This window comes from Hymenobacter cellulosivorans (assembly GCF_022919135.1).
GTDB lineage: Bacteria > Bacteroidota > Bacteroidia > Cytophagales > Hymenobacteraceae > Hymenobacter > Hymenobacter cellulosivorans.
On record NZ_CP095049.1, the window covers coordinates 1,635,915 to 1,655,581 of the forward strand.

17 protein-coding genes are annotated in these 19,667 nt (G+C 59.9%); 5 read left to right on the forward strand and 12 right to left on the reverse strand.

Annotated elements, in window-relative coordinates; all coding sequences use genetic code 11:
* From MUN80_RS07015 to MUN80_RS07025, 3 genes are all read right to left on the reverse strand, one after another.
* A complete protein-coding gene (locus tag MUN80_RS07015) occupies window positions 1-801 on the reverse strand; it encodes a ferritin-like domain-containing protein (RefSeq protein ID WP_244721534.1) in 801 nt (266 codons plus the stop codon).
* 206 nt (window positions 802-1,007) lie between these two features.
* Window positions 1,008-1,892, reverse strand: a complete 885-nt coding sequence (locus MUN80_RS07020; RefSeq protein ID WP_244721535.1) for a DMT family transporter — start codon at window positions 1,890-1,892, stop codon at window positions 1,008-1,010.
* Window positions 1,893-1,962: 70 nt separating this feature from the next.
* Window positions 1,963-3,240: an MFS transporter gene (locus MUN80_RS07025; protein WP_244721536.1), complete on the reverse strand. Its 1,278-nt coding sequence runs from the start codon at window positions 3,238-3,240 to the stop codon at window positions 1,963-1,965.
* Window positions 3,241-3,337: 97 nt separating this feature from the next.
* Here MUN80_RS07025 and MUN80_RS07030 point away from each other — a divergent pair, with 97 nt between their 5' ends.
* Window positions 3,338-3,847, forward strand: coding sequence for a regulatory protein RecX (locus MUN80_RS07030; RefSeq protein WP_244721537.1), 510 nt, complete (start codon window positions 3,338-3,340; stop codon window positions 3,845-3,847).
* Window positions 3,848-3,859: 12 nt separating this feature from the next.
* Here MUN80_RS07030 and MUN80_RS07035 read toward each other — a convergent pair whose 3' ends face one another.
* The 5 genes from MUN80_RS07035 to MUN80_RS07055 all read right to left on the reverse strand — a co-directional run bounded on the left by MUN80_RS07035 (window position 3,860) and on the right by MUN80_RS07055 (window position 9,859).
* Window positions 3,860-4,267 (reverse strand): hypothetical protein, encoded by a 408-nt coding sequence (locus MUN80_RS07035; RefSeq protein ID WP_244721538.1) that lies wholly within the window; start codon window positions 4,265-4,267, stop codon window positions 3,860-3,862.
* Window positions 4,268-4,279: 12 nt separating this feature from the next.
* A complete protein-coding gene (locus MUN80_RS07040; protein WP_244721539.1) occupies window positions 4,280-4,918 on the reverse strand; it encodes a DUF4230 domain-containing protein in 639 nt (212 codons plus the stop codon).
* A gap of 67 nt (window positions 4,919-4,985) precedes the next feature.
* Window positions 4,986-5,906 carry a 1-aminocyclopropane-1-carboxylate deaminase/D-cysteine desulfhydrase gene (locus tag MUN80_RS07045; RefSeq protein WP_244721547.1) on the reverse strand — a complete coding sequence of 307 codons (921 nt, stop codon included), beginning with the start codon at window positions 5,904-5,906 and terminating at the stop codon, window positions 4,986-4,988.
* 154 nt (window positions 5,907-6,060) lie between these two features.
* Window positions 6,061-8,622 carry a YfhO family protein gene (locus MUN80_RS07050; RefSeq protein WP_244721549.1) on the reverse strand — a complete coding sequence of 854 codons (2,562 nt, stop codon included), beginning with the start codon at window positions 8,620-8,622 and terminating at the stop codon, window positions 6,061-6,063.
* 325 nt (window positions 8,623-8,947) lie between these two features.
* Complete coding sequence (locus MUN80_RS07055; protein ID WP_244721551.1) at window positions 8,948-9,859, reverse strand: EamA family transporter; 912 nt, start codon at window positions 9,857-9,859, stop codon at window positions 8,948-8,950.
* A 148-nt stretch (window positions 9,860-10,007) separates the two neighbouring features.
* Here MUN80_RS07055 and MUN80_RS07060 point away from each other — a divergent pair, with 148 nt between their 5' ends.
* Window positions 10,008-12,503: a bifunctional UDP-N-acetylmuramoyl-tripeptide:D-alanyl-D-alanine ligase/alanine racemase gene (locus MUN80_RS07060; RefSeq protein WP_244721553.1), complete on the forward strand. Its 2,496-nt coding sequence runs from the start codon at window positions 10,008-10,010 to the stop codon at window positions 12,501-12,503.
* 94 nt (window positions 12,504-12,597) lie between these two features.
* Window positions 12,598-13,230: an OmpA family protein gene (locus MUN80_RS07065; RefSeq protein ID WP_244721555.1), complete on the forward strand. Its 633-nt coding sequence runs from the start codon at window positions 12,598-12,600 to the stop codon at window positions 13,228-13,230.
* Window positions 13,231-13,427: 197 nt separating this feature from the next.
* Here the strand turns inward: MUN80_RS07065 and MUN80_RS07070 are convergent, their stop codons facing one another.
* Window positions 13,428-14,327 (reverse strand): carboxypeptidase-like regulatory domain-containing protein, encoded by a 900-nt coding sequence (locus MUN80_RS07070; RefSeq protein WP_244721557.1) that lies wholly within the window; start codon window positions 14,325-14,327, stop codon window positions 13,428-13,430.
* A gap of 224 nt (window positions 14,328-14,551) precedes the next feature.
* Between MUN80_RS07070 and MUN80_RS07075 the strand changes: the two genes are divergently transcribed.
* Window positions 14,552-14,815, forward strand: a complete 264-nt coding sequence (locus tag MUN80_RS07075; protein ID WP_244677109.1) for a FeoA family protein — start codon at window positions 14,552-14,554, stop codon at window positions 14,813-14,815.
* 10 nt (window positions 14,816-14,825) lie between these two features.
* Entirely contained in the window at window positions 14,826-17,018 is a 2,193-nt protein-coding gene (gene feoB / locus MUN80_RS07080; protein ID WP_244721567.1) for a ferrous iron transport protein B, read from the forward strand.
* Window positions 17,019-17,178: 160 nt separating this feature from the next.
* On the opposite strand, the gene MUN80_RS07085 is transcribed toward feoB, so the two are convergent.
* From MUN80_RS07085 to MUN80_RS07095, 3 genes are all read right to left on the reverse strand, one after another.
* Window positions 17,179-17,913 carry a trypsin-like serine protease gene (locus MUN80_RS07085; protein ID WP_244721575.1) on the reverse strand — a complete coding sequence of 245 codons (735 nt, stop codon included), beginning with the start codon at window positions 17,911-17,913 and terminating at the stop codon, window positions 17,179-17,181.
* Between the two features lie 119 nt (window positions 17,914-18,032).
* Window positions 18,033-18,737, reverse strand: coding sequence for an SAM-dependent methyltransferase (locus MUN80_RS07090; RefSeq protein ID WP_244721577.1), 705 nt, complete (start codon window positions 18,735-18,737; stop codon window positions 18,033-18,035).
* Between the two features lie 81 nt (window positions 18,738-18,818).
* Window positions 18,819-19,589 (reverse strand): alpha/beta fold hydrolase, encoded by a 771-nt coding sequence (locus MUN80_RS07095; protein WP_244721579.1) that lies wholly within the window; start codon window positions 19,587-19,589, stop codon window positions 18,819-18,821.
* Between the last annotated feature and the right edge of the window lie 78 nt (window positions 19,590-19,667).

The window sequence follows — 19,667 nt, forward strand, 5'->3', positions numbered from 1 at the left end:
CTACACCAGGCCGCTCACATTGAGCTTGGAACCCGCCTGCAAAAACTGGTTGGCCGTGGTTACCACTTCCGAAGGCTTCTTGGACTTTTCCGTGCCACGGCCCGTACCTACACCCGGAGCCGAGTTGGCCGTAGGCGTAAACAGTTCAACCACGTCGCTATCGACGAAGCTGTTGTAGTTCATCAAATCCCGAATGAGGGCAGCGTGACGGGCTTCTACCGACACAATTTTACCGGCCAAAGCCAGGTAAACGGGGTTAGTAATGAAGCGGCCGGCACCGTTGTAAGCGGCCACACCGAGGTCCTCGAAAGCCATAGCCGCGTCGAGTACACCCAGCTTGGCACTGGCGTTGGCGCGCTTGCCTACGTTGAAGTCAATGGCCGAAAAGTCCGGAGTCAGATCCTTGATGATGCTGTTGGCCGGAATCGTGTTCTTGAAAAAGTCACGGTGAGCTTTTTCGTGCAAGGCCAGGTCGTTCAGGATCTGGCGCTCAGCGCTGTTAGCGCCCAGGCCGGCAAAGTAGGTACCGGCGGCGCCGGTGATGACCTGGTTGTAGAAGGCAGCTTCGAGCTGCTCTAGGGCGTAGGCGTAGTTGAGAACCCCAATGTCGCTGGTGCCCACGTTAACATCGCCAGCATTGGCGTCAACGTTGTCGTCATCGTCATCGCAGCCCGTGAGGAGTAAGCCAGTCAGGGCAAGACCGGCGCCCGTGTAACGCAGGAAGTCGCGACGGGGGAGGGCACTTTGTAAGCCGGAGGGCGAGTGGTCTTCTGTCGGAACAGAATGGATTTGTTTAGTCATAGCTATTTAGGAATTAGGCGTGAGTGACTGCTTGGGTACTACGCCTTTCCTAAAGCCGGTCGGCCATTTTTGGCAATAAAATCAGTATTTGTTACACTAAAATACGTATGGCTCCCTCTTGCTTTGCGTTAAGTTCTTAAATGTATTTACGGGTTTATACCAAATCCAGAACCCGCATAAACTACGTACTCAGTAAGCCGTTGAGCTTAGGCAATACCTTCCTCGGTAGGCGCTACCGGCGCGGCTACTACTGGCCGGCGGCTGGTGTACCAGGTATTGAGTACCACCCCGACCAGCACCAGGGCCATGCCCAAGTAAGCAGCCACCGGAAAAGCTTCGTTGAAGAACAGCAGGCCCAGCCCCACCGCGTACAGGATGCCGAGGTAGTTTAGGTTGGCCACGCTCGACAGCCGTTCGGCTTGGTAGGCCTTGGTCAGGCAGAGCTGGGCGCCCTGGGCCAACAGGCCAGTGAGCAGCAGCCAGAGCCAGTCCCAGTTCTGGGGCGGCACCCAGTCGAAGAGGCAGTACACGGCCGCCACGGGCAGAGCTACCATCGGCAGGTAGAACACTACCACCATCGGGTTTTCCTTGCCTTTAAGCTTGCGAATAGAGTTGTAGGAAAACCCGGCAAACAGCGCCGAGGCCACTCCCAGCGCCAGGTAGAGCGGGTCGACGCGGGTATCGACACCTTCTACCACCAGCACGCCTACGAAGGACAGCAGAAAGAAGACCCACTGCCAGGGCCGCACGTTTTCCCGAACAATGAAAATGCCCAGCACGGCCGTGAAAATCGGGGCCAGATACTGAATGGTAACGGCCGTGGCCAGCGGCATTTTCTGCAGGGTGAAGAAGTACAGAATCAGCGACAACACACCCGTGACGCCCCGCGAAATCAGGTAGAAGTGGTTGGAACCCCAGGGCCGGATGCGCAGGGCCCGCAACAGCAGGTAGCTGGCTACTAAAGATACAATTGAGCGGAACAGGATGATTTCGAGGGGCGGCAGGTGGCTCAGCAGCTTCACACACACGTTCATCAGGGCAAAGAGCAGCGTAGAAAGCAACATGTAGCGGGCACCGGAAGTCAAGGGCATAGGTGGGAGTAAGCGGGTGGCAGTAGAGCGGAAGAAAGGCAACCAGTAACACGAATCAGGGGCAGTTGGCTTAGCCAGCCGGCGCGGCCGACAGCTGCCGGTAGCGGGCCACCAGCACCAGGGCCGAAGCGACGATAAAGGCACCCAGGGCAGCGTAGCCCCACACCACGTTGGAGCCGCGGGCAAAGAAGGGCAGGGTAAAGAGCAGAATGAAAACAGTACGCAGCAGCACGTTGGCCACGTTGAAAATGCTGTTGACCCGCCCGCTGACTTCGTTGGGCACGTGGGCAAACAGGTAGCTGACCCGCAGAATGCGCGTGCCGGCGTTGGTAATGCCCAGCACCAGGGAAAACGCCAGAAACAAACTTACCGAGCGGGTAGCGGCGGCCGCCCCGAAACCCATACCGGCCAGCAGCATCAGCAGGATGATGGACCGAACCGGGGGCTGGTGTTGAAACAGGCGATGCACAAATACGCCCGCACTCAGGGCGCCCAGGGCGTAGGCTACCTCGGCGGCTCCGAAAGCCCCGGCCCCGGCCCGCAGGTGGTTGTGAATGTACATCGGCATCAGGGCATTGAGCTCCACGAGTAGGCCCACAAAGACCGAAAAGGAAAACAAGCCGAAAATCCAGATGGTGCGGTGCTCCTGCAGGTAGGTCACGCCCGTGCGCAGCCGTTTCCAGAGCGTGCCCAGCTCCACCTGCGTCAGCTGTACCGGCTGGTGGCGGATGCTGGCAATCAGGGCCACGGCTACCACGTACGTCAGCCCGTCGAGCAGGAAAATCTGGTGCAGAGGCCAGGCCTTTACAGCAAACGGCAAGGTGACCGACGCGCCCAGCAATTGATAGGTACCACCCAGCGGCAGGCCCTCGATGAGCAGCGCCGCCAGGGCCCCGCTCACCACCGAAGTAGCCTGCCCCACGATTTCGATAGTGGACGTGATGCGCCCGTAGTCCTCCGGCCGGCTGATTTCCTGGGCAAAGGCGTAGAGGTTGGGATAGTGAATGCCGTAGCCGAAGACGGTGGTGGTGAAAGCCAGCAGAATACCCGGTAGCGGCACTGAGCCCGTACCAAAGCCGTAGGCCGCTACGCTCAGCAAGAGCAGGCCTTCCACGATATTGGTCACCAGAAACACCCGCTTCCGGTCGAATCGGTCGACCAGGGCGCCGGCGTACATGCCCCAGAACAGAGAGGCAAACGTGACCAGGGCGTAGACCAGGTTGAAGGTGGTAGAGGCACCCTGCCGGGCAAAGTACCAGGGCACGGCCAGCATGGAAATGCCTTGGGCAAAGCCGGAAATGGCATTGGCCGTAAACAAAAAGCGCAGGGCCCGACGGTTTTCTCTCACGCGGCAAAGTTCTGGAAACGGTAGCTTGCAGCCGAACGACAAACCGCCCGCATGCGTTGTTACAAACCCGGCCGTCAGTAACCCCGCCGCTCAGCTTATGTACTCATCCGAACCCCCCAAGAAGAAGTTTTACACGCCCGGCGAGGCCCTGCCCAAAATTGCGGCTTACTGCGCCTACCAGGAGCGGACCACCAAGGAAGTGGAAGCCAAGCTGCGCGAATATGGCCTCAACGAAGACGAGGCCGGCGAAATCATCATCCGCCTGAGCCGGGAAAAGCTGCTCGACGAGGAGCGTTTCGCCAAGTCCTTCGTGCGCGGCAAGGTCGGCATCAAGAAGTGGGGCCGCCGCCGCATCACCCAGGAGCTCAAGCAGAAGGGCCTGTCGGACTACTGCATCAAAATCGGGATGAAGGAAATTGACGGCGACCAGTACTACCAGAACCTCGTGGACACGCTGGAAAAGCGCAACCGCGTAGAAAAGGAAGGCAACCAGCGCCTGCGCCGCCAGAAGCTCACGATGTTTATGACCGTGAAAGGCTACGAAAATGACCTGATTAAAATGGCCCTAGATGACCTGGGCAAAGAGCCGGAGCAGGACGAGGAGTAGAGCTTATATCCATCAGTCAACAATCCGTACCTGGTACCGGGCACCCTCGTCGTTGCAGACGCAGGCTCCGTCCAGCACCACCATGTTGGGGTTGTGTAAATGCTGCACCGGGTCCCGGACCAGGGGAATTTCCGCGTGGCAATTGCCGCACTTGGGGCCAGCCGTAGGCGTGAAGTGTCCGCCGCAGGGGCAGGCTGGCAAGGTGGCCGCAATCTGGGCGAGCAGTGCGGGAGTGGCCTCGTAGTACACCAAGTCGTGGTCGGACTGCCGGTGGAAAACGTTGGAGCAAGCCGAGCAAAAGAAGTGCGGAAAAGCCTCGCTCATACCACTGGAGCGCCAGCCGATATTCTGGTGCTGGCAGTTGGGGCACACCAAGTGCCCGACCCACTGCAAGCTCCGCTCATACTCTACGATTTCCATAGCAGTATCTGGTTAGCGCCGCTGCGGCATTTGTGGCGGGGCCGTTTGCTGGGTTAGAATCACGCGGCGGCCGGTCATGGTTTCGAGCATGGGGCGCAGAATCTGCTCGGCATTCTGGGTGGTCTGGGCCAGGATGCCCGACTGCAAAGCGGCGCGCTGCACATTCTTCTCAGCGTACTTATAGCCTTCATCCACCAGCTCGGCATCGTTGAAAAACGAGTTCTGGGTGCTGTATACCCGGCTCTGGCTATGGTCGACCTGCCAGGTGCAGAGCTCGGCAGCCGGCAACGCCACCCGCACCACCGAGTCGCCTTCAAACACCACGTCCTGGGGCTTGACCTTGCGCAAGTCGAGGCAGCCGATGGCGTTGCCGGCCACAATCAGGGCCACTTTCGAGTCGGGCAAAAACCGGTAGGTGCTCTTGCGGTACTCCACCACGTCCTTAAACTGGTAGCGCACCAATTCCAGGCGGCCCAGGGCTTCAATCTTGGTCAGGACTGTGTTGTGGGTTACGGTCACGCGGGGCTCGGGCGTGAGCGGATTGCCGAAATCAAACAGTGTGGGCTGGACTTTCTTCCACAGAAACCAGCCTAGCGCCACCAGAAACAGCAGGGGCAACAGGCGGCGGAGCAAACGAAACAGGGGCGGCATAGGCAGAGGCGGCGGAGCGGGTTGTTGAAAAGCAGTACGGTTCAGGTTACCGTTTGGCTGCCCAATATTAGCTTACCGGCGGCCACCACGAGCTGCGCTGCCCAAACCGCTGCCGAAAACCCTGCCAGCCCTGCAGTCCGCCGGTGTGCACGGCCACTACCGTGCTGCCCACCGGAAAGCAGCTCTGCTGAATCTGGTCCAGGAGGGCATAGAGCAGCTTGCCGGTGTAAATCGGGTCGAGCAGCACGCCGTGCCGGACCTGGAAATTGTGGATGAAGGTGAGCAGCTCGGCCGAGAAATGGGCGTAGCCGCCGAAGTGGTAATCCGTTAGCAGTTGATAATTGTCGTACGTCACGCCCGCCGCGGCCTGAGTCAGCGCGTTGATGTCGGCTTGCAAAAAGCCCCCGTTTTTTAGCGCCGCTACCCCAAGAGCCGCCCGCTGCCCGGCCAGCCCGGTAAGCAAGCCGGCCAGCGTGCCACCCGTCCCGCAGGCCACCCCGATATAGTCGAAGCTGGTTTGGGCGGTCAGCTCGGTAATCAGCTCGGCGCAGCCCGGCAGGGCCAGGGCGTTGGTTCCGCCCTCAGGCAGCACGTAGGCCGGGCCGGTTTGGGCGAGCAGCCCGGCCAGCACCGCCGGCTCGTGCTTGCGGCGGTAGGTTTCCCGGTCGAGGTAGCGCAGCTGCATTCCATCAGCGGTGGCCCGCGCCAGGGTAGGATTGAGCGGCAAGATTTCCTCCCCCCGAATCAGGCCGATGGTGCGGAAGCCCTGTAGGCGGCCGGCGGCGGCTACGGCGGCAATGTGGTTGGAAAAGGCCCCGCCGAACGTCAGCAGCGTGTCGTGGCCTTGCGTACGGGCGGTCTGCAGGTTGTACTTGAGCTTGCGCCACTTGTTGCCGGGTAGCTCCGGGTGGGCCAAATCGTCACGCAGGAGTAACAACCGCACCCCGCACTGTACCGCAATAGGCTCGTGGAGTTCCTGGATGAGCATAGCTGATTAATGTGCGAATGTGTTGAAATGCGCTGAGTGTTCTAAAGTAAAAGCCCTTACTACTGCTTGTAGTAAGGGCTTTCTGGTAAAAGAGCGAGACTACCTTCGCAGAGGACGGATGGCTTCGCGTTGCTCGCAAGGACGGAGGAAACTCTTACATAGCCAGGCGTACATCCCCGGCTGGCTCGGTGGGCTTGCGCTTGAAGGCGTAGAAGATGGTGCCTAATAGAGCCAGAATCAGCAGGACAGAGGAAACCATCGAGATGGTGTTGCCCACGGCGTATTCCTTGGGCTCAAACTTGAATTCGATGGTGTGAGTACCGGCCGGCACGGGTAGGGCGCGCAGCACGTAGTTGACGCGCTGATGGGGCACCAGCTTACCATCGAGGTAGGCATTCCAGCCGTCCTGGTAGTAGATTTCGGAGAAGACTACGAAGCCATCCTGCACGGCGGTAGCGCGGTACTTAAGCTCGTCGGGCGAGTAGTTGGTCAGGGCAATGGTGGAGCCGGCGGCGTTGTAGCTGGTCTTGGTCAGCGGAAACTTCGAGGCGTCGATGACGGCTGTGGTAGCCACGTTCAAGTTGGTCAGGGCCGCAATTTCCTGGTCGGGGTTCTGCACCTTCTGCAACTCGCTCACAAACCAGGCATTGCCCAGGGCACCGGGGTTGCGCCGCACCGGCTGCTTGGGGTCACCGGTGATGATGTAGCGGGTGTTGAGCATGGCCAGCACCTGCAGGTTGTTGGCCGAAATCTGGCGCTCAATCAAATCCTGGTAGCGGCGCAGCTTGGCCCCGTGGTAGCCGCCCACGCTCTTATGGAAGTACGACGTGTTGGCTTCGTTGAAGGGGTTCTGCATGTTGAGCACCCGGTAGCTCAAGTCCTTGTCCTGCAGAATCATCTCATCGGCGGGCGTGGGCACAAACTGCTGGGCAATGGTTTCGCGCTGGAAGTTCGAGTCGTTGAGGTAGCGCTTATCCACGCCCCACAGGTCCACCAGCGTAAGGGCACCCACCAGCAGGCCGGCCGTCGTTACGGAGAGCTTGCGCTGCAGGTAGAAATAGAGCACGCCGCCGGTCAGCACGATAAAGATGATGGAACGGAAGACGTCGGTACGCATCAGGCTGGCGCGGTCCTCCCGCAGGGCATCGAGCGGAAACTGCTGCTGTTGCAACTGGGCATCAATAGGGGCCGCAAAGTCGGCGCCGAGGCCGGCCAGGAAGGCCAGCACGCAGATACCAGCCGTGATGCCCACGGCGTAGAGCAGCTTACGCTTCAGGTCCGCCGATTCGGGCGAGTCCAGGGGCTGGCCGCTCAGGGCCGCCAGGCTGGGGTGAGTGCTGCCCCCGGCCAGGGGCGCTAGGGCCGGCTGGGCGCGCAGCACCCGGGCCAAAGCCAAGATGGCCAGCAGCGGCATGGCCAGTTGGGCAATAACCAGGGCCATGCTCACCGAGCGGAACTTGTTGTAGCCGGGGAAGTAGTCGAACATGAGGTAGTTGAACGTCTCAAAGTTCTTACCCCAGGCCAGCACAATCGACAGAATGGTGCCTACCAGCAGCCAGGTGCGGGTGCGGCGGTCGGCTACGAACAAGCCCAGCACGAACAGGAAGCACACCACCGCGCCGATATACACCGGGCCGCTGGTAATGGGCTGGTCGCCCCAGTACAGGGGCAACTGCTGCAGGTAGTCGCGCAGCTGCAGGGGCGGCACACCCAGGCCGGCCAGGGCCTTGCCGGTAGCCGAGTTTTCGCTCAGCGAACCGCCACTGGCTCCGCCGTAGTAATTGGGGATAAGCAGGGTAATGGTTTCGCCCACGCCGTAGCTCCAGCCGAAGGCATAGTCCCGGTCGAGGCCGTTGCCGGCCGCGCCATCTTCCGCTGCTGCCGGAGCGCCGGGAGCCGTGGGAGCAGGCGTGGTCAGCTCCGACTTGCCCCGAATCGAGTACTTGCCGTACTCGGCCGTGACGTAAAGGCGGCCGAAGCTCACGCCAACGGCCAATACGGCGGCGGCGGCCAGCAGGGCGGTGCGGCCTAGAAAGTCGGACAGGCGCTTCTCACGCAGGGCCGCCACCAGCTCCACGATGCCGAACACCAGCACCAGCAAGAGCAGGTAATAAGTTATCTGCAAGTGGTTGGAGCGCACATTCATCGTCAGGCCCAGGGCAAACAAAGCCGCGCCCAGCCAGCGGTTGCGCCGGAACGTGACCAGCAAACCGCCCAGTACCAGCGGCGCGTAGGCCAGGGCCAGCGACTTGGTATTGTGGCCGGCGGCCAGAATAATGAGGTTGTAGCTGGTAAAGCCCAGGGCAATGGCGCCCACGGCGGCCAGCAACGGCCGAACGCCCAACGCTACAAACAGCACGTAGCCGCAGACCAGGGCCAAAAACAGGTTGGCCACTACCGCCGGCAGGTGCAGCGTGAAGATGTTGTGCAGGTAGATGGACAGGTCGCCGGGGAAGCGGGTGCTGATGAGGTAGGTCGGCATCCCCGAGAACATGGAGTTGGTCCAGAGGGCTTCCTTGCCGGTGGCTTCGCGGTAAAGCTGGGCCTCGTGGGCCCCGCCGTTGAACTGCACCACGTCGTGCTGGGCCAGGGTTTTGCCGTCGAACAGGATGGGCGAGAAGTACACCGCTGCCAGCACCAGGAAGAACACCACGGCCAGCAAATGGGGTAGCAGCCGGCGCCACAGCGGCACGGCCGGAGAAGAAACAGTAGTCATCAGACGAGAAAAGAGTCGGAAAATGGCTCACCTGCCGCCTTGGGCAGTCAGGCAGCCCGAAGGTAGCCCGTTTATTTTATTTGCGGAACGCCCGGCGGGCATATTCGTGGCTGAGAACTGAGCCGTACCGGCGGGCCGCAAGGGTCGCGGGAAGCCTAGCAGAACCAGCGGCAGCGGGCCAGGTTGATTTCTGAAGGATAGTAAATTTCCGAGGTGGGTGGTTAAGGGTAGGTGGCGGGGAGATGGCGGGGAGGTCCAGGGTAGCCGGTCGGTTTGGCCGGTTTTGCTGGCGCAGAAAATTGCACGAAACGCAGACGAGCGTTTATCAACTCTTGGCCGGGGCCGGGTTCCCCTTCAGACTGCGCTTGGTGTTATAGAGCACCACCGAGAGCAGAATCACGCCGTAGGCTACGCCCTGCTTGAGCGTGGCTTGCTCCCCGAAGTAGAGGAAGGCCAGGGCAAAGCTGACCAGCGGGTTCAGGTACATCAGGATGCCGACCGTGCCGGAGGGTAGCACGTTGAGGGCAAACAGGTTGAGAAACAGCGGAATGACGGTGAAGCCGACGCTGAGCACGGTGGCCATCAGTAGCAGGTAGGAATCCTGAATGCCGGCGGCGGGGTCGGCGCCCAGCAGGCGGGCGGCGGGCAGAATCACCAGGGCCGCCAGCAGCAGCTGCACCGTGAGCAGTACCAACCGGTCGTAGCCCTGGAGCTTGCGCTGGGTGATGAGGTAAGCGGCGTAGGTAAAGGCCACTATCAGGCTCAGCAGCACGTTTTGCCAGGCTCCGGCCCCCAGCAGGGCGCAGCTCACCGCACTCAGGCTGATGGCCAGCCACTGGTTGAAACGCAGCTTTTCGCCCAGCACCACGAAGCCGAGCAGGGCCGTCAGAATCGGGCAGATGAGGTAGGCAAACGAGCCGGCCTGCACGCTCACCTTATTCACGACGTAGATAAACAGCAGCCAGTTGCTGGTCAGCAATACCCCACCGGCCAAGGTGCTGAAAGCCACCTGCCGCCGCTCAGCCGTGTCGGCCTGCCGCCACTGCCGGGCCGTGGCCCGCACCGTGGCGCGGCGGGCCGTGAGGTTGATGAGCAACAGCAGGGCCAGGCTCAGCAGCACCCGAAAAAACAGAATCTGCCCGCTGGAGTAGCCGGCCATCAGGCGCAGTGGAATCGGGAAAAAGCCCCAGATCAGAAAAGCGGCCAGGGCGGCCAGGTGGTGGCGGGAGAGTTTCAAGGGAAATCAGGAAGAAAAGACCCCAAAGGTACGGACTTCGCCGCCGGGGCCCTATGGAGGTGGCAGAAGTTGTGGCGGCAGCCCTCGCCCTGGCCCCGCAACCCACCGCCCGAAACCCTGCTACCTTTGCCCCGGTTTTCCTTCTGCCATGCTGCTTTTCTCCGACCTTCCGGCCCTGACTCACGGTTCCATCTTGCAGGAGCCCGCCACCCCAACCCCTATTCAGCACCTGCTGCTCGACAGCCGCCGGGTGGGCCAGCCCGCCGGCTCGTTGTTCTTTGCCATCCGCGGGGCCCAGCACGACGGCCACCGCTACCTGCCCGACCTCTACCAGCAGGGCGTGCGCCTGTTCGTGGTCGACCAGCCCGAACTGATTCCCGGCGGCGCGGCGGCGTTTCCGGAGGCCGGCTTTCTGGTCGTGCCCGCTGCACTGGGGGCCCTGCAAACTATTGCGGCCCACCACCGGCAGCAGTTCCGCATACCGGTGTTTGGCATTACGGGCTCCAATGGCAAAACCATCGTCAAGGAGTGGCTGGCCCAGTTGCTGAGCCCGGATGAGCTGCTTTGCAAGAGTCCGCGCAGTTACAATTCCCAGGTGGGCGTACCCTTGAGCGTGTGGGAGCTCAACGCCACCCATACCCTGGGTATTTTCGAGGCGGGTATTTCCGAAACCGGCGAAATGACCCGCCTGGCTCGCGTCATTCAGCCCACGCTGGGTATCTTCACCAACCTGGGCACGGCCCACGACGCGGGCTTTGCCTCGGCGGCCGAAAAGGTAGCCGAGAAGATGCAGCTCTTCGATAAGGTCGATACACTATTCTACTGCCGCGACCATGAGGCCATTCACGCCGCGGCCCAGGCCCAGCTAGGCACGGGGCGCACCTTCACCTGGAGCCGGCACCACAGTTACGATACCCACGTGGCCGTGCAGGTGCTCGAAGCCTCGGCCCAGCGCACGGTAGTCCGCCTGACGCTGGAGCGGCCCGTGTTGCAGGAGCATACGTTCACGCTGCCCTTTGCCGATGAGCCCTCGGTTGAAAATGCCCTGCACGGCCTGACAGTGCTGCTGTGGCGGCAGGTGCCCGCGCCCGAAATCCAGCGCCGCCTCGACCGGCTGCAGCCCGTAGCCATGCGCCTGGAAATGAAGCAGGCCCTGAACGACTGCTACGTGCTGGACGATACCTACAACAACGACCTGGCGGGCCTGCGCCTCGCCCTCGACGCCCTGGCCCGCCAGCCCCGCCGCGGCCGCCGCACCCTGATTTTGTCCGACGTACTCGAATCGGGTTTGCCCGCCGCTGAGCTCTACGCCCACGTGGCGGCCCTGCTGCCGACCCACGGCGTGGAGCGGCTGGTAGGGATTGGGGCGGAAATCAGCGCCCACCAGCAGGCGTTTGGGGAAATGCAGCAGGTGTTCTTCCCGACGACGGAAGCCTTCCTCGAAGCGTTTCAACCCGAGCAGTTTCACCAGGAAACGATACTAGTAAAAGGAGCCCGGCGCTTCGAGTTTGAGCGGATAGTGGCCGCCTTCCAGCAGAAGATTCACGGCACGGTGCTCGAGGTCAACCTCGACGCGCTGGTCCACAACCTGAACTTCTACCGGGCCCGCCTGCAGCCCGGCACCCGGCTCATGGTCATGGTCAAGGCGTTTGCTTACGGCAGCGGTAGTTACGAAGTGGCTAACCTGCTGCAGTTTCACCGCGCCGACTACCTGGCGGTGGCTTATGCCGACGAGGGCGTGGAGCTGCGCCAGCACGGCATCAGCCTGCCCATTATGGTGATGAACCCCTCGCCGGACTCGTTTCAGAAGCTGCGGCAGTACCACCTGGAGCCGGAAATCTACTCGTTTGAGCGGCTGCAGGAGTACCTGCGGGCCGCCCAGGAGCAGGCCATGCCCGCCATTCACCTCAAGCTCGATACCGGCATGCGCCGCCTGGGCTTTGCCGAGGAAGACCTGCCCGAGCTCTGCGCCATGCTGCGGGAGCACGCCGCCCACCTGCGCGTGGCCAGCGCCCTGACCCACCTGGCCGGCGCCGACGAGGAGCAGCACAACGACTTTTCGCGCCAGCAGCTGGCCGCCTTCCAGCGCATGGCCCCGCAAGTCGAAACGGCGCTGGGGTACTCCATTATCAAGCACGCCCTGAACTCGGCCGGCATCGTGCGCTTCCCCGACGCCCACTACGATATGGTCCGCCTGGGCATCGGCCTCTACGGCGTGGAAGCCAGCGGGCAGCAGCCCGACGCTCTACGGCCCGTGAGCAGCCTGCGCACTACTATTTCCCAGATCAAGACCCTGGCTCCGGGTCAAACGGTAGGCTACGGCCGCCGCGGAGAGGCCGTAAGCCACGAGCGGCGCATTGCTACTCTGGCCATTGGCTACGCCGATGGCTACGACCGGCGCTTCGGTAACGGGGTCGGGGAGGTAGTCATTCGGGGGCAGCGGGCTCCGCTGGTAGGCAACGTGTGCATGGACATGTGCATGGCCGACGTAACCCACATTGCCGGGGCCCAGGCTGGCGACTCAGCCGTGGTGTTTGGCGAAGAAATGCCTCTGCGGGAGGCTGCAGGCCGCATCGGCACCATTCCGTACGAACTGCTGACCAACGTGAGTGAGCGGGTAAAGCGGGTGTTTTTCGCCGAGTAGAAGGGCCGGGCCGGAGGAAGAAACTCAACCTGCGCCGTAGATCTGCGTAAGCGTCCCCACTTCCTATTCTACTCGTTCCTTTCTCCACAACCACATGAAAAAGCACCTTCTCTCTGTTGTAGCCCTGATTGCTTTGCTGACGGCCTGCGACAACCTGAAAAACCCCGAAACCAAAGACCAGCCTCAAGAAGCTACCCAAGACACGGCCGTTGTGTACCGCGACGGTCAAACCGCCGGTGATGCCGTAGAAGGTGCTGCCGCCGGCGCTACCGATGCCGTGGGCAGCGGCTGGGATATGGCCAAAGCCAAGCTGGCCGACGTGAAATATCCCGAAGTAAACCTACCCGACGTAACGGTACGCGGCAACGACGAGTACAGCGTTTACGGCGTAGAAGAAACCGTGCTCTTCGATACGGACAAAGCTGAAATCAAGGCTGGGGCCAGCAAGGCTCTGGAGCAAATTTCGGCCTCCATTGGGCAGCGCTACGCCACTGGCCCCGTCTACATCATGGGCTTCGCCGACTCGCGCGGCGACAAAAATTACAACCGGGAGCTGAGCGAGAAGCGCGCCAACGCCGTGAAAACCTGGCTGAACCAGAACGGTAAAATTGACGCTTCCCGCGTGAGCATCGAGCCTATGGGCGAGAGCCAGCCGGTAGCTTCCAACGCCACGGCTGAAGGACGCCAGCAAAATCGCCGCGTCGAAATTGCCGTCCGCACAAAATAACTTTTAATGCGCTGAATGTGGGAAACGTGCTGATGTGCTACTAAGTAAATCAGCTTTCAGCCACGTTTTCAATACGAGCAAACAAATAAAAAGAGGCTGCTTCCTGACGGAAGCAGCCTCTTTTTGCTGGCTGGGGAGTGAAGGCCTAGACGATGATTAGCGCATCAGCACATTTCCCACATTCAGCGCATTAAAAGTTAGTCTTTGATCATGTCGACCTCAGCCTTGATCATGGCGTTGTAGCGCATGCCATTATTGGCCAGGGTAATCAGGCTCCAGCCTTTGCCGATGGAGTAGGTCCAGGTGCGGCTTTCCTTGAATTCGAAGGTAGGACGCATGATCTGGCCGTAAGGCGTGTAGGAGTCCATGAAGTTGGTGGTGTAGAACTTGTCACCGCTCACAATCCACTCCATGGCTACGAAGAAGCCTTCCTCAGGGGCCGGAATGTTGTACGAGTTCAGGTCGATGGTATACCACTCGCCGCCTTTAGGAGCCGAAACCACGACGTTGTCGGTCAGGATGTCGGTGTTGGGCGAGTTGTAGTTGCCGTCGGCCTTGTAAAGGCGCACGCGGAACGGTTCGCGGGGGAAGCCGTTTTCGCCGATGTAAAACGAAACCGAGCGCACGTTGCCGAGCTTTTTACCCTTTTCGTTTTTCACGAAGAAGGCGTACTGCTGGCCGGGCAAGCCCTGAATCATTCCCTCGCCGGGCGTGCTACCCTTCGAGCCCAGAGACAGGTCTTTCACCTTGCCGCCCTTTACGGTAACTCCCTGGATTTCGATTACGCGCTTGGGAACCTCGATGATAAGATCCTGTAGGCTAGCGCCTTTCTTCACCAGGATGGCTTTGCGGAAGTAACCCAGCGCCAGCACGACCAGGGAGTCCTGGGCGTTCTTCTCCGGCATGGCCATCTGGAAGAAGCCATACTCGTTGGTTAAAGCGCCGCTTTGTTCCTCCTTAAGCCCAATAGAGGCAAAAGGAATCGGCTCTTTAGTCTTTTGGTCTACAATGCGCCCCGAGATTTTGTTGTCTTGGGCGAAGCCTAGTGCTGGAAACAGCAGAACGAAGGCGAAAAGAGTAAGTAAGCGTTGGAGCATAGGTAGGCAGATTCTTAATTATATGTCAAAACTACAATGAAAAGGGCGAAGAAACGCAATACCTCCCTGAATATTTATAAATATGCAATTGCATTTCGGAATAATTCTAAATCAGAGACTTAAGGCTTTTATCGGAACTCGACTATACCGATTTCTGAGTTTTGGCTGAAACCTAAATGGGTAGTACCTTTGTTTGAACAGAATCTAAATAACACCCACCGCCCGTGTCCAGCCGTTCCGCCCAAGCCAAGACCCCTACGCCCCGCAGCGTAAAAGACCTGCGTCTGGGCGAAAGCGGCACGATCTGCTGCCTCGAGGACCCCGAAATGGCCCTCAAGCTGCTGGAAATGGGCTGTATTCCCGGCACCCAGGTTCGACTGAACAGCCGGGCTCCGTTGGGCTGCCCCATCACGCTGGTCGTGGGCGACGAGGACTATACGCTCTCGTTGCGGGTCAGTGAGGCGGCCACGATTCTCCTGAAAGACTAGCCGCTGCCGTATGGCCCGCGCCACTCTCATATCCGACCCCACCGGGGCCGCCGCCTCGGCGCTGACGCTGGAAGCCCTGCGCGACGTACCACCGCGCAGTCACCGCGAGCTGACGCGCATTGCCCTGATTGGTAATCCCAACTCGGGCAAGTCGTCGTTATTTAACCAGCTCACGGGCCTCAACCAGAAAGTCGGCAACTTCCCTGGCGTGACGGTAGACCGCAAGACCGGTATCAGTCAGCTCACGCCCCAGCACCGGGCCGAAATCATTGACCTGCCCGGTACCTACTCGCTGTACCCAAAGAGCCTCGATGAAAAGGTAATCACCGACCTGCTCTACGATAAGGGGTCGGACCAGTACCCGGACTTCGTGGTCATTACCGTTGATGCCTCCAATCTGCGGCGCAACCTGCTGCTGTTCACCCAGCTCGCCGACCTGGGCTTGCCCGCGGTGCTGGCTTTGAACATGATGGACGTAGCCGAGCAGCACGGCGTCCAGATTGATATTATGGCCCTGCAGCAGGAGCTGGGCGTGCCCATCATCCCGATGAATGCCCGCAAGGGCGTGGGCATAGCGGCCCTCAAGATTGTGATGTCGCGGCAGTTGGGTGCCCCCACGGTGAGTTTTTTCGAGCCCAGTGAGGATTTGCTGCCCATGATCCGGCAGATTCGCTACTACTTCAACCTGCACAACGATTACCTGGCCCTGCATTATGCCCACCAGTTTCGGCAGATCAGCTTTCTGACGGCCGATGAGAAGGCCTACATTGCCGAGCTGGTCGAGAAATACGATTTCAAGCCCACGCCCCGGCAGGCCCAGGAAACCATTGACCGGTACGCCCGCATCAATGACATTCTGCTGAACACCGTGACGGTGGTGCGGACCGAGAAAAACGAGCCTTACAGCAACAAGCTCGACAAAATCCTGACCCACAAAGTCTGGGGTTACCTGATTTTCTTCGGCATTCTGTTTTTGATGTTCCAGGCCGTCTTTGCCTGGGCCAGCTACCCGATGGAGCTCATCGACGAGGGCGTGACGTGGATAAACCAGCTGGTACAAACCAATTTCGACGGGCCGCTGGTAAACCTGCTCACCGAAGGCGTACTGGCTGGCCTAGGCGGCGTGCTCATCTTCATTCCGCAGATTGCCCTGCTCTTCGCCTTTATTGCGGTGCTGGAGGAAACCGGCTACATGGCCCGAGTAACCTTCATGATGGACCGGATCATGCGCAAGTTTGGTCTGAACGGTAAAAGCATTGTGCCCCTGATTTCGGGAGTGGCCTGCGCCGTACCAGCCATTATGAGTGCCCGTACCATCGAAAACTGGAAGGACCGGATTATTACCATCTTCGTGACGCCGCTGATGAGCTGCTCAGCCCGGATTCCGGTGTATACTGTGCTGATTGCGTTGGTGGTACCTCCCCAGAAAGTGCTGGGCATCTTCAATCTGCAGGGCATTGCCCTGATGGGGTTATACCTGCTGGGCTTCTTCGCGGCTATTTTCTCGGCCTGGCTGTTAAAGCTGATTCTGCGCACCCAGAACAAGAGCTACTTCATTATGGAGTTTCCGGTGTACCGCTGGCCGCGCTGGAAAAACGTGGGTATTACCATCGTGGAGAAGGTCAAGACCTTCGTATTCCAGGCCGGTAAGGTTATCGTGGCCATTTCCGTGATTCTGTGGGTGCTGGCTTCGTATGGGCCGGGCAATGCCCTAGAGCAGGCCGAAACCCGGGTACGGGCCACAGCCGCTCAGCAGCGGCTCTCGGCCGAGGAAACCGATATCCGCATTGCCTCCGAAAAGCTGGAAAATTCTTACGCCGGTTTGTTTGGCCGCACCCTGGAGCCGGCCATCCGCCCCCTGGGCTTCGACTGGAAAATCGGTATTGCCCTGATTACCTCGTTTGCGGCCCGGGAAGTATTCGTGGGCACTATCTCCACTATTTACAGCGTGGGTCAGGACGCCGACATGCGCACGGTGCAGCAAAAGCTGGCCGCCGAGAAAGACGACAACGGTCAGCCCTTCTTTACCCCGGCCCGGGCGTTTTCGTTGCTCGTTTTCTATGTGTTTGCTATGCAGTGCATGAGTACCCTGGCCGTCGTGTACCGCGAAACGAAAGGCTGGAAATGGCCCCTGATGCAACTGCTCTACATGACGGGCCTGGCCTACGTGTCGTCGTTGCTGGTATACCAACTGTTTAAATAACTGTCCTTGCGAGGACGTAGCCGCAGCCATCCGTCGGCTGTTGATGACCAAACTGCTGTTACAGCGAAAAGCCCTAACGCCTGAACTGGCGTTAGGGCTTTTCGCTGTAACAGCAGTTTGCTGAAGTCGTTGCGCTTTTGTCCAAGCGTTGAGTAAGCGCCTACTTCTTCGAATTCGTTTCCAGAAATGCCAGCAGCCCATCCAGGGCGCAGGGGGAAAAATACTTCTTTTTCGTCGCCGGGTCCATGGTGCTATTGGATACAATGCCCACTACCAGGCCTTGCTCATCTACTACCGGCGCGCCACTTAGGCCGCCGAACTGCTCGGGCACGATGAGGTCTTTTAAGAGCAGCCGATGGTCGATGGTCTTGTAGTACTCAAACTCGTAGACCCGTTGGGGTCCGGCCTCCATTTTGCGCGTCCAGCCCACCACGTACAGCTTTTCGCCGGGAGTAAGCGGGGTAGAGCGGGCTTCCAGGGGCTTGACGGCAGTGTGGTTGGCGCTAAGCGAAAACACCAGCCAGTCATCGTCGTAGGTGGCTTTGTCTTCCAGAAGCTCTGCTTTGTTCTCATTTAGTAGAGCCTTCGTCACGACCTTATTGCCCTTATTCGACAAGGAAAAGAGGGACCAAGCCTTGATGCTATTACCAAAGGAAACAGTGTTCATTTCCTTGGTCTTGATGACTTTCAGCAAGTGCTTGGCCGTAACGGCCACCGTATCGTTGTGGTGCTTGAGCAGAAAGCCGCAGCTAAAACGGGCCTGATCAAATTGCGGATCGGTGAAATCAATCTGGTTGGTTAGGGCTATGTCGGGGAAGGTCTTCTGCGAAACCGTCTCCTGACCCGAGCACTCAACCGTCAGTAGTAGGAGGGGGAGCAGCCAGGAAAACTTCATGGTGTCGGCCTTGTAGTGCGCAACATCGTCGTTGGCATAGAGCTAAACTACGCCAATCCTAGCCGCATATCCAATGGTGGCCAATTGTCTGGGTAAGAGGTCGGTCCTGCCCATGAAGGCTACCTTCCAATCAGGAAAACGGCGGGCTGCTTATGAATCTGGGGGAGCTTGCCTTTCCAGTTGGCTACCGTGTCGGTGCGCACCAGTTCGTCGGGGGCGGTGAGGTTGGCAGCAATGCAAAGACGGGTGGAAGGCTGGAGCTGGGTGAGCAGGTCTTCCAGCATTTGCATGTTGCGGTAGGGCGTTTCGATAAAGAGCTGGGTCTGGTGCTGACTCAAGGCCTGCTTTTCCAGAGCTTTGATGGCCGCAATGCGCTGGGCCCGCTCGATGGGCAAATAGCCATGGAAGGCAAAGCTCTGTCCGTTCATTCCAGAGCCCATCAAGGCCAGCAACAACGACGAAGGCCCCACCAATGGCACCACCCGAATACCGAGCTTATGAGCCAGACGGGCCACTTCGGCGCCGGGGTCGGCCACGCCGGGGCAGCCGGCTTCCGAAAGCACGCCGGCATCCTGCCCGGCCACCACGGCCTTCAGCGCCTCCTGAATCTGAGCTTCGGTCGAGTCCTTGTCGATAACCGAAATGCGTAGGCTCTCAATAACCTGGGCCGGAGCCACGCTCTTAATAAAGCGCCGGGCCGTACGGGCATTTTCGACCAGGAAATACGACAGAGCAGCTACCTGCGTCGCCACCTGTGCGGGCAGTACCTGGGCCGCCGTATCGTCGGCCAGCACGGTGGGAATAAGGTAGAGGGTACCTTTCATTCTTAGTTATTGGTTGTTAGTTGTCAGTTGTTAGGAGCAGAGGTCAGCACGAACTAACACCTGACAACTAACAACCAGCAACTAGCTTTTAGCAAAGGCCTCGACCAGGGCGTAGATTTCGTCGGGCTTTTCGGCGTGTAGCCAGTGGCCGGCATCGACGATGGTTTCAACCTGGCTGTTGGGAAACAGGGCCGGAATGGCGTAGAGCTTGTCTTCGGTGCTTACGTAGTCCGACTTGCCGCCGCGCACGAAAAGGGCTGGCTTCAGGAAAGGCGTCGGGCTGCTGATTTCGGCGCCGATGGCCGGCATATGCTCCGTCAGGGCAGCCAGGTTGGGGCGCCAGGCAAAGGAGTTGTCGTCGCGGCGGTACAGGTTTTTGAGCAGAAACTGCCGCACGCCCAGCTGCGGGATGTGCTGAGCTAAGGCCTCATCAGCCTGCTGCCTTGACTCAATCGTCGTCAGATCCACGGCGTGCAGACCAGCCAGGATATCGTCCTGGTGGCGCATGTCCGACAGACGCGGGGCAATGTCAAGCACAATGAGCTTGTCGAGGCGGGTGGGGTGGTCCAGGGCAAAGCGCATGGCCACCTTGCCGCCCATGCTGTGGCCCATCAGGGTCACGTGCTCTAGCTGGAGCTGGTCGAACAATTCCAGCACGTCCTGGCTCATCAGCTCGTAGCTGTGCTCGGCCGTCTGGGGGGAGCGGCCGTGGTTGCGCAGGTCGACGACGATAACGCGGTGGGTTTCGGCCCAGCGCTTGGCCAGGGTCTGCCAGTTGTCGGAAGTGCCGAAGAGGCCGTGCAGGATAACGAGCGGATTGCCCGCGCCCATTTCGCGGAAGTGTAGTTGCATAGTGGGGCAAAGGTCGGAAGAAGCCGGCAAATGAAACGGGCCGGCCACTCGAAAGCAGCCGGCCCGGTCAAATAAGGC

Coding starts and splice junctions, on each gene's coding strand:
- MUN80_RS07015 (WP_244721534.1), bottom strand. CDS start 801: ATGACTAAACAAATCCATTCTGTTCCGACAGAAGACCACTCGCCCTCC.
- MUN80_RS07020 (WP_244721535.1), bottom strand. CDS start 1,892: ATGCCCTTGACTTCCGGTGCCCGCTACATGTTGCTTTCTACGCTGCTC.
- MUN80_RS07030 (WP_244721537.1), top strand. CDS start 3,338: ATGTACTCATCCGAACCCCCCAAGAAGAAGTTTTACACGCCCGGCGAG.
- MUN80_RS07035 (WP_244721538.1), bottom strand. CDS start 4,267: ATGGAAATCGTAGAGTATGAGCGGAGCTTGCAGTGGGTCGGGCACTTG.
- MUN80_RS07040 (WP_244721539.1), bottom strand. CDS start 4,918: ATGCCGCCCCTGTTTCGTTTGCTCCGCCGCCTGTTGCCCCTGCTGTTT.
- MUN80_RS07045 (WP_244721547.1), bottom strand. CDS start 5,906: ATGCTCATCCAGGAACTCCACGAGCCTATTGCGGTACAGTGCGGGGTG.
- MUN80_RS07050 (WP_244721549.1), bottom strand. CDS start 8,622: ATGACTACTGTTTCTTCTCCGGCCGTGCCGCTGTGGCGCCGGCTGCTA.
- MUN80_RS07060 (WP_244721553.1), top strand. CDS start 10,008: ATGCTGCTTTTCTCCGACCTTCCGGCCCTGACTCACGGTTCCATCTTG.
- MUN80_RS07065 (WP_244721555.1), top strand. CDS start 12,598: ATGAAAAAGCACCTTCTCTCTGTTGTAGCCCTGATTGCTTTGCTGACG.
- MUN80_RS07070 (WP_244721557.1), bottom strand. CDS start 14,327: ATGCTCCAACGCTTACTTACTCTTTTCGCCTTCGTTCTGCTGTTTCCA.
- feoB (WP_244721567.1), top strand. CDS start 14,826: ATGGCCCGCGCCACTCTCATATCCGACCCCACCGGGGCCGCCGCCTCG.
- MUN80_RS07085 (WP_244721575.1), bottom strand. CDS start 17,913: ATGAAGTTTTCCTGGCTGCTCCCCCTCCTACTACTGACGGTTGAGTGC.
- MUN80_RS07090 (WP_244721577.1), bottom strand. CDS start 18,737: ATGAAAGGTACCCTCTACCTTATTCCCACCGTGCTGGCCGACGATACG.
- MUN80_RS07095 (WP_244721579.1), bottom strand. CDS start 19,589: ATGCAACTACACTTCCGCGAAATGGGCGCGGGCAATCCGCTCGTTATC.